Source organism: Kribbella sp. NPDC050459, from assembly GCF_040655315.1.
GTDB lineage: Bacteria > Actinomycetota > Actinomycetes > Propionibacteriales > Kribbellaceae > Kribbella.
Genome location: NZ_JBFAJQ010000008.1, coordinates 349,739 through 359,026 on the forward strand (window position 1 = coordinate 349,739; position 9,288 = coordinate 359,026).

The window sequence follows — 9,288 nt, forward strand, 5'->3', positions numbered from 1 at the left end:
GATGTCCACTGTGCTGACCGAGCACCAGTCCGACCAGCCGTCCGAGGACGGCCGGCCGATCAAGGGTGGCACCGTCACCTGGGCCTGCAACCCGGGCTTCCCGCCCGCGGCCATCTTCCCGTTCACGCCGCGGGAGCGGATCGGCATCCGCAACCTGTACGAGTTCCAGGTGCTGATGTTCCGCCCGCTGTACTGGCTCGGCCGGGAGGGCAGGCCGGAGGTGAACCCCGACCTGAGCCTGGCCTACCCGCCGGAGTGGAGCGAGGACGGGTTGAGCGTCACCGTCACGCTGAAACCCTGGCAGTGGTCCAACGGTGAGCCGATCTGCGCCGACAACGTGATGTTCTGGGTGAACATGATGGCGGTCAAGGGCGACCGGCTCGGCTACTACGTCCCCGGCTACTTCCCCGACAACCTCACGTCGTACGAGAAGATCGCCGAGGACAAGGTCCGCTTCACCTTCGACGAGGTCTACTCCAAGACCTGGGTGGAGATGAACCAGCTGTCGCTGATCACGCCGATGCCGAAGGCCTGGGACCGGACCGAGGACGGGCCGGCCCGTGCGTCGTTCGACAAGGCCGACATCCCGGCCGTCTACGACTACCTGGTGAGCCAGAACGGCGACTGGACGATCGAGGCGAACCACTTCCGCGGCGGCTGGGCGGAGAGCCCGGTGTGGAGCGTCGTCAACGGCCCGTGGCGGCTGAAGAGCTACACCCTCGACGGCGTCGTCACCTTCGTCCCGAACGACAAGTACTCCGGCCCGAACAAGCCGCACCTGGACGAGTTCCGCCAGGTGCAGAACGACACCGACGAGCTGATGTACGAGCGCCTGCAGGCCGGACCGGACGCGCCGGACGGGATCCAGATCGGGTACCTGCCGTTCGGGATGGGGCTCACCGACGACGGCGAGGACCCGCTCGCGGACTCGTACCGCCTGGTGGCGCAGGACCTGTTCGTGGTGCGCTACATGCCGTTCAACTTCGACAACGACTCCACCGCCGCGGCGATCTACAAGCACGCCTACGTCCGGCAGGCGCTGCAGATGTGCCTGGACCAGGACCGCGCGATCCGGGAGATCTTCCACGGCAACGCGTACCGGATGGACGGCCCGGTGCCGATCTCCCCGGCCAACCCGCACGTCTCGCCGAAGCAGCGCAACGACCCGATGCCGTTCGACGTCGACGCGGCCCGGCGGCTGCTCGAGGCGCACGGCTGGGACACCAGCACGCTGCCGGCCGGCTGTGTCCAGCCGGGTGAGGTGGCCGGCTGCTCCGGCGAGGGTGTCGAGATCGGCGACCGGCTCTCCTTCACGATCCGGTACGTCGAGGGCAAGGTCGCGCTGACCCGGATGCTGGAGATGTTCAAACAGGATGCGGCGAAGGCCGGAATCGAGCTGAAGCTGGAGCCGGTGTACGGCTCGGTGATGGTGGCCGAGGACCACAGCCCCGGTCCCGCGAAGCGGCTGTGGGAGATCAACAGCTGGAACGGCGGCTGGTCGTTCTACGGGCACCTGACCGGCGAGATGCTGTTCCGCACCGGCGGCGGCAGCAACTTCGGCGACTACAGCGACCCGAAAGCCGACGAGCTGATCGACCGGACCGTGCACAGCGACGACCCGCAGGCGATGTTCGACTACCAGGACTACATCGCCGAGCAGGTGCCGACGATCTGGTCCCCGGGCTTCCCGAACCGCATGTTCGAGGTCGCGAAGAACCTGCGCGGCCTCGAGCCGGTGAACCCGTACGGCCTGATCACACCCGAGGACTGGTACTACGTCGAGGAGTGAACCGTACCTACAAACAACACTGCCCCAGCCGATCGGCTGGGGCAGTGTCATGTCCGGCGAGGTTCAGGACTTCGGCGGGATGGTTGCCGCCGGCAGGTGGTGCATGCCGCGCAGGAGGGTGCTCGGCTCCCACTCCAGGAAGCTCGGGTCGGCCGTCATCCGCAGGTCCGGGAAGCGTTCCAGCAGCCGGGTCAGCGCGATGTTCGTCTGCATCTTGGCCAGCGGCTGCCCGATGCAGAAGTGCGGGCCGTGACCGAAGCCGAGAACGCCCTTCGGCTTGCGGTCCAGGTCGAGCGTGTTCGCGTTCTCGTACTGCTCGTCGTCGCGGTGCGCCGACAGGATCGACAGCGCGAGGATGTTGTTCTTCGGGACCACCACGTCGCCGATCTCGATGTCCTCCGCGGTGAACCGGAAGGTGGCCACGCCGACGCCGCCGTCGTACCGCATCAGCTCGTCGATCGCGTGCCCCATGATCGACGGGTCGGACCGCAGCCGGGCCATCGCCTCGGGGTGCGTGAGCAGGCTGAGGATCGCGTTCGACAGCGTGTGCTGCGAGGTGATGTGACCGGCCACCGTGTACAGGAAGATCATCGCGACGAGCTCGTCGTCGGTCAGCCGGTCGCCTTCCGGCGAACCCTCGATCATCGCGCTGACCATGTCCTCGGCCGGGTTCTTGCGCTTCATCTCGATGATGTGCCGGCCGTACTCGATGACGTTCTTGGAGGCGTTCTCGACGACCTCCGCCGGGTGGCCGGCGCCGACCAGCTCGACCGCCCACTGCTGGAACCGCTCACGGTCCTCGAACGGGATGCCGAGCACGTCGCAGATGATCACGATCGGCAGCGGCTGGGCGAACTCGCCGACCAGGTCGACGTCGTCGCGGCCCTCGAGCTTGGTCAGGTAGTCGTCGACGAGCTCCTCGATCCGCTCCCGGAACGCCTCCATCCGGCGCAGCGTGAAGGCCTTGCTGACCAGCGCCCGCAGCCGGGTGTGCCGCGGCGGGTCGCTGTTCAGCATGTGCTGGGACAGCTCGTCGTCGAAGCCGACGTCGGGCTTCTCGTCCTCGACGTAGGTCCCGGTGTGGCGGGCGAACATCTCGTTCATCCGCGTACCGTCCTTGCTCACCCTGGGGTCCTGGAGCAGCGTCCGTACGTCGGCGTACCGGGTGACGAGCCAGACGTCGGCGCCGTGCGGGAAGACCACGTGGTGCACACGGCCGGCCTTGCGGTACGGCTCGAGGATCTCGTACGGCCTCTGCATGAAGTCGTCCGGGATCCGCGGGAGGGCCTCCGTCATTTCGGTTGTCATAGGTCAGATCCTCCTGGGAACAAGGCATGTCGACAGGGGCGCACGTGCGCTCCGCTACGCGTCGCCGTCATTCATCAGAGGCGTCGGCCGGCCCACCCTGATACGCCTTGTTTTGTTGCTTTTGGGGACTGTCGGTACGGCGCTGCGAGCGGTAGCGTGCAGGACCGAATGCCTTCTGGCACAAGCCCGCCGGGGGCAGCGTGGTCACCGGCACAGAGGGGTGGAGTAACTGATGAGCGAAGAAGTCGACCGCGAACCGAGTTCGACCGGGCAGCCCGGAGAGGGACTCGGCGCCATCGCGACCTGGCGCCAGACGTCGATCACGTCGAAGGCACTGCTGTTCGGCGTCTTCGTCAACCGGCTGGGCGCGTTCCTGCAGATCTTCCTGGTGCTGTTCATGACGCACAAGGGCTTCAGCGCCGGCCAGGCCGGTTTCGCCCTCGGCGTCTACGGCGCCGGCCATGTGCTGGGGTCGTTCGTCGGCGGCTGGCTCACCGACCGGTTGAGTGCGCGGGCGGCGACATTGATCAGCATGCTCGGCTCCGCCGCGCTGATCGTCTCGATCCTGTACATCAACGTCTACTGGGTGATCCTGCTGGCGATCCTGACGGTCAGCACCGTCAGCATGCTGAACCGGCCGGCCGCGCAGGCGATGCTGGCCGAGCTCACCAAGCCGGGCCAGCTGGTGATGACGATGGCGATGTACCGGCTGGCAATCAACCTGGGCACCGCGGTGACCCCGATCGTCGGCGTCGCGCTGGTGTCGGTCTCGTACAACCTGCTGTTCTGGGCCGAGGCGTTCGCCGCCGTCGTCTACAGTGCAATCGCCTGGAGGTACCTGCCCGGGAAGGCCACACCGGAGGAGGCCGCCGCCACCGCCGCCGCCAAGGCCACGGAACCGAAGCAGGGCTATCGCGCCGTGCTGGCCGACTGGCGGTACGACTTCTACCTAGCCGCCGTGTTCCTCGTGACGATCGTCTACTGCCAGTACATCGCGGTGCTTCCGCTGGCGATCGTCGACGACGGCAGCAGCCTGTGGTGGTACAGCCTGGTCGTCTCGGCCAACGCCATCGTGGTGGCCGTCTGCGAGGTGCCGGCGACCAAGTACGTGCAGACCTGGCCGCTGCGGCTGACCGCGATCGCAGGGTTCGGTCTGGTCGCGGTCGGGTACGGCGTCTACGCGATCGCGCTGGTTCCGGTGCTGCTGATCCTCGGCACGCTGATCTGGACGATGTCGGAGATCATCGGCGCACCGACCACGTTCGCGTACCCGGGCATGGTGGCGCCGCCGCACCTGCGCGGTCGCTACTCCGGCGCCATGCTCAGCGTCTTCGGCCTGGGCAACGCGGTCGGTCCGGCGGTCGGTGTCTGGCTGTGGGCCCACGTCGGACAGACGTTCTGGCTGTGGGCGGCCGGCGTCGCCGTGCTGTCCGCGGTCTGCGCGCGGATCGGCATGCGCCGCCCGGACGAAGAGCCGGCCGCAACTGAAGCCAAGACCGACACGACCGCGCCGGACACCACCACCCCGGAGGCGGCGACCTAAAGGGAGGGCTACATACAAGCTGATGGAGTGGGAGCTGGGTGCCCGCCTTGGTTCGGCGGTCCGCTGACGGTCGGCATTCCAACTCCCACACCATCTTGTCGAACGGGACTTCGGGCAAGAAACTAAGAAGTTGAGCTTGGTGGCCGGCTTCGGCGGTTGGCCGGAGGTTTGCCGGCGCGACCTGTACGTCGCCCCATCCCACAGGCAGGCCGGTTCCCTCCTCGTGCTCGCGCTCGGTGAGCACGTCGAGGAGGGGCGCGGACGGCCGGTAAAGAACGACGCGCGAGGCGGATCCGTCCGCGACCGGGCAGGTCCCCTCACCGGTTCAGCGTGGGCGACAAGACGAGCCGCTCGCTGCCGGAGACGGCTGGAACGATTCCGCCGTCTCCTGACCCCACCGCAGCACAACAGCCTTCCGCCCGCAGCTCCGCGGGTAGGAGGCCGTTGTATCGCCTGGCCTCCGCCGTCTCCTGACCCCACCGCAGCACAACAGCCTCCCGCCCACAGGCCCGCGAGTAGCAGGCCGTCTTGTCGCCTGACGTCCGCCGTCTCCTGACCCCGCCACAGCACAACGGCCTTCCGCCCACAGCCCCGCGAGCAGGAGGCCCTTGTGCCGCCTGGCCTCCGCCGTCTCCTGACCCCGCCACAGCACAACAGCCTCCCGCCCACACCCCCGCGAGCAGGAGGCCCTTGTGCCGCCTGGCCTCCGCCGTCTCCTGACCCCGCCACAGCACAACAGCCTCCCGCCCGCAGGTCCGCGGGGGAGGTTGTTGTGTTGTCCGGGCTCAGCCGGTGGCTGCGAAGGCGGCCGCTTCCCGGAGGACAGTCTCGTCGGCCCGCCATCGGGAACGGTCGGCGACGGTCTCCACCACGACGCCCTCGACCGCCCGCAGGCCGGCCTCGGCGAACCCGCTGGGCTCGGTGGGCTGGGTGGGCTGGGTGGGCTCGGACTCGCGCGGGCCCGTCCTGCCGCTGGGTGGTCGGGCGCGCGGGGGTGCGGTGCGTCGGGCTGTGGCGGGGGTGGGTGCGGGTTCGGCCCAGCTGGGGCGGGCGACGTGGACGATGCCGTCGAGGATGGTGATGTGCCAGCGGCCCCTGTGCAGGTCGACGTGGTGGCGACGGCACAGCAGCGCCAGGTTCGAGACTTTGGTGTCGCCGCCGTCGATCCAGGAGATCAGGTGGTGGGCGTCGCACATGATCGGCGGGGCTCCGCAGACCACGCAGCCGCGGTCGCGGGCGTCCAGGGCGCGGCGCATCGCCCCGGTGACCAGCCGCACGCGGCGCCCGACGTCGAGCGGTTCGGAGTTCGAGCCGAGCACCAGCGGGATGATGTTCGCGTCGCAGGCCAGCCGCCGGATCGTGGCCGCGGACAGGCCGCCGCTGTAGACGGTGTGGCCGATCGCGTCCGCGGTGGCGGCTTTGAGGTCTTCGAGGTCGATCGTGACGGTGATGTTCGCCTTCGCGCCGTACCCGGCCACCCGACGATCCTTCCCCGCGCTCCCGGCGCTCCCGGCGCTGCCCGCGCTGCCCGCGCTCCCAGCACTGCCAGCACCGCCCGCATTGCCGGCGCTGCTCGCGGCGGCTGTGGTCGCCGCTGCAGGTCCGGTGGGTCCGGTGGGCGCGGTGGGTCCCATGGTGTCCCATGCGGCGGCGGCGATGCTCAGGGCGGTGGACAGGGCGTCGGCCTGGCGCTTGTCGCGGGGGCGGGGGTCGTGTTCGCCGTCGACGGTCTTGTGTGGGCGGGCGCCGGCGTGCACGACGGCCCGGAGGAGTTCGGCGTTCTCGTTGGCCAGGAAGCCCTTGAACTTCACCCCGTTGTCGGCAGCCGAGAGCGTCAGAGACTCGCGTTCATACGCCTTGTGTTCCTCGGGTTCGGGGCCGTCGGAGTCCAGCAGGTCGGCGATCTCCTTGGCGGCGGTGCGCAGTTCGCCCGGCGAGAGGTGACCGGCCAGCCCGACCAGTTGCTCCGCGGCCGCGTCCAGGTGCTCCACCGGAACCCGCGACCGGACCCGGTCGAGCCCGAACACGATCGCGGCCGCCTGCGCCGGACGTAGCAGCCAGCCATCACCACCACCAGCATCGGCCCCGGATCCACCGTCCCCGGATCCGCTGTCGTCGGGTACGCCGTCTCCGGGTTCGGCGTCTGCGGGTCCGCTGTCGGGTATGTCGGCGGTCGTGGCGGGGGCGGGCGAGGCGGTGCGGTCGAGGGCGGTGGAGACGGCCGGGTAGTGGGTGGCGGTCTGGGCGAGGCGGAGGGTGCGGCGGGCGATCGGGGAGTCCAGGCGGTACCGGAAGCGCAGCAGCTCAGCGGTGTCGCGGGCGCCGAGCTCTTCGGCGTACCCGGTGGACTCGATGGCGGCGATCACGCTCAGCCGGTACGCCTCCAGGCGGGCGAGCTCGGCTTCCAGCGTGTCGAGGGTGGACAGCAGTTCGCTGCCACTCATCGACCACGCCGGCCGCTCGCCCAGGAGTTCCATGGCATTGACTTTAGACGGTGCCACCGACAGTTTCCGAGCCGGAATCCCCTTATTTTGTGGGCTTTTCGGGGGCCCACACCAGCAAACACCACGCGCCATACGACTGCATCCGCTCGGCCTGCGTTGCCTGGGCAGGCAAGGCCGGAAAACCAACTCGCCGACCTCCTCGCGATCCAGCCCCATAGGAACTGAGACAGCGTGAACCCACCCGCCTGGCGTGGCCCTCGCGTTCGACCGCGGACCGCGCTGGCACGGGACGGCGGCGGTGGTGCCGAAGTAGGCGGCGTCGGCGTACCAGGTGTGCTGGTGCAGGATGCGTTCCCAGCCGCATTCGAACAACCCCAAGCTCGGCGCTCTGATGCGCTGACTGTCGCTGGCCCGGCAAACCCAGCCACGCAGCCAACTCCCACTCTCTATCCTTTCCAAAGGCTTCTGAATAGCGCTCGAAGCACGACGAACCGGCGCGGTGCCCAGTAGGCGCCGCGCCGGTTTGTTCGTGGGTCAGCCTCTGCGGACCGGGAGTGCTGTGCCGGGCTCGACGTCGGAGTCCTCGGGCAGGACGTGCAGGCAGCAACCTGCGGACGCGCCGGCGAACAGCCGGATGACCTCGAGGTCGGACTCGACGGTCGCGGCGCGGGTGAAGACGCCGCCGTAGCCGTTGACGACGGTGAAGACGCCCCAGTTGACGATCCACGGCACCGGGTCGCCGTCGGGCATCGGGAACAGCTCCGGGACCGGGCGGATCCGGCGCTGGACGATCCACGGCTCGTCCAATGCCTCCCGGACCCGCTCCTCCCACAGCTCGGCGCTCGTGTCGTCGCGCCAGCCGAGCAGCACTCCTTCGCCGCTGTGGCGTGAGGTCGGCTTGAGCACCAGGTCCTCCTGGTGGCTCAGCACGTAGTCGAGCAGTTCGACCTGTGAGCCGTCCTCCAGCGTCACCGGGCCGGAGCGCACCATTCGCGTCCACGGCAGGATCCGGTCCAGGCTGACCAGGGTCTCCTGGTCGAAGTACTTGCGGTTCTCCTCGTCGGACAGCATCGCGAGCGCCGCCTTGCTGGCGAACATCTCCGAGTCCATCGGCGTGAAGATCTTGACCTCGCCGCGGGCGGCGGCGTCCAGGATCGGATCCATCAGCGCGTGCGCGTCCGGGTCCTCCAGCAGGTCCTGCAGCATGAACAGCCGCTGGATGATGTCGATCTTCAGGTCGCCCAGCCAGACGCCGCCGTCGCGGACCTCCAGCTGGCCGATGTGCCCGACGTGGGCGTCGACGCCCATCTCGTGCAGCCGCGTCGCGAAGTGGTGCATGTACGGCTCGAGGGTCTCGTAGCTGCTCGGCCAGTCGATGGTCGCCAGCACCGGCCGCGACCCGTACTCGAAGCCGCACTCGACGAACATGTTGTTCACTTGTTCGCGCATGGTGTCGATGTAGCCGAGACGGTGCGTCTGGGCGAACTCCGCCAGCACCGGCTGGTCCAGCAGGGCCCGCGCCATGTCGGACTGGTCGATACCGCCGAGCGCGCTGCCCATGTTGAACTCGAGCAGCTTGAAGCCGGACTCGTCCATGTACAGGTCGGCGCGGCTCTGCTTCGTCACGGTCGTCCCGCGGCTGCGCAGGACAGCGGAGACCTGCACCTCGGTCAGCCCGACGGCGCGGCCGAACGCGGCCAGGTCGCCGCCGTACAGCTTGTCGGGCAGGCTGATCAGTGCGGCGTGCATGGTCAGGATGTCGTTCGCCAGCTGTTCGCACTCCTCGGCCCCGAGGAAGACCGGCCGGGGCAGGTAGCGCCCGCCGTAGAACGACTGCAGCCCGACGGACTCGGGCTGGGTGCTGACGAGTTCGGCGGCGGAGATCCCGCGTCGCTTGATCTCGTCCAGGTACTGTGCTGTGAGTTCAGCTCGGCTCAAGCCGGTCTGCATGATCGGGACCTCCGGGGGTCGACGCGGAATCAGAGCGCTCCTGCTCGGTCAGAGGCAGCCACCGGCGGCCGGAAATACACTGATGCGCGGAGGTCCTGTCTGGTGATCCAGCGCCGTAGCGAGGAGGTGCTCGGTGCGGTGCATCGGCGTGCGGGGGCAAAGGTCTCGATGCGGAGCATCGTGGCCTTTGCACCCGTGCGGCGAGGTGCCGTGCCGAGTGCCCCGCAGTAGGCGATGGATCACCAGACAGGGCC

5 protein-coding genes are annotated in these 9,288 nt (G+C 68.8%); 2 read left to right on the forward strand and 3 right to left on the reverse strand.

What is annotated here, in order from left to right; all coding sequences use genetic code 11:
- Position 1 precedes the first annotated feature (1 nt).
- Positions 2 to 1,789: an ABC transporter substrate-binding protein gene (locus tag AB0I12_RS26325; protein WP_359934395.1), complete on the forward strand. Its 1,788-nt coding sequence runs from the start codon at positions 2 to 4 to the stop codon at positions 1,787 to 1,789.
- Between the two features lie 63 nt (positions 1,790 to 1,852).
- Here AB0I12_RS26325 and AB0I12_RS26330 read toward each other — a convergent pair whose 3' ends face one another.
- Positions 1,853 to 3,097: a cytochrome P450 gene (locus AB0I12_RS26330; RefSeq protein ID WP_359934397.1), complete on the reverse strand. Its 1,245-nt coding sequence runs from the start codon at positions 3,095 to 3,097 to the stop codon at positions 1,853 to 1,855.
- A gap of 232 nt (positions 3,098 to 3,329) precedes the next feature.
- Between AB0I12_RS26330 and AB0I12_RS26335 the strand changes: the two genes are divergently transcribed.
- Complete coding sequence (locus tag AB0I12_RS26335; protein WP_359934399.1) at positions 3,330 to 4,640, forward strand: MFS transporter; 1,311 nt, start codon at positions 3,330 to 3,332, stop codon at positions 4,638 to 4,640.
- Positions 4,641 to 5,425: 785 nt separating this feature from the next.
- On the opposite strand, the gene AB0I12_RS26340 is transcribed toward AB0I12_RS26335, so the two are convergent.
- Both AB0I12_RS26340 and AB0I12_RS26345 read right to left on the reverse strand, forming a co-directional pair.
- Positions 5,426 to 7,117: a DUF222 domain-containing protein gene (locus AB0I12_RS26340; protein WP_359934401.1), complete on the reverse strand. Its 1,692-nt coding sequence runs from the start codon at positions 7,115 to 7,117 to the stop codon at positions 5,426 to 5,428.
- Between the two features lie 501 nt (positions 7,118 to 7,618).
- Complete coding sequence (locus AB0I12_RS26345) at positions 7,619 to 9,034, reverse strand: hypothetical protein (protein WP_359934403.1); 1,416 nt, start codon at positions 9,032 to 9,034, stop codon at positions 7,619 to 7,621.
- Positions 9,035 to 9,288 lie beyond the last annotated feature (254 nt).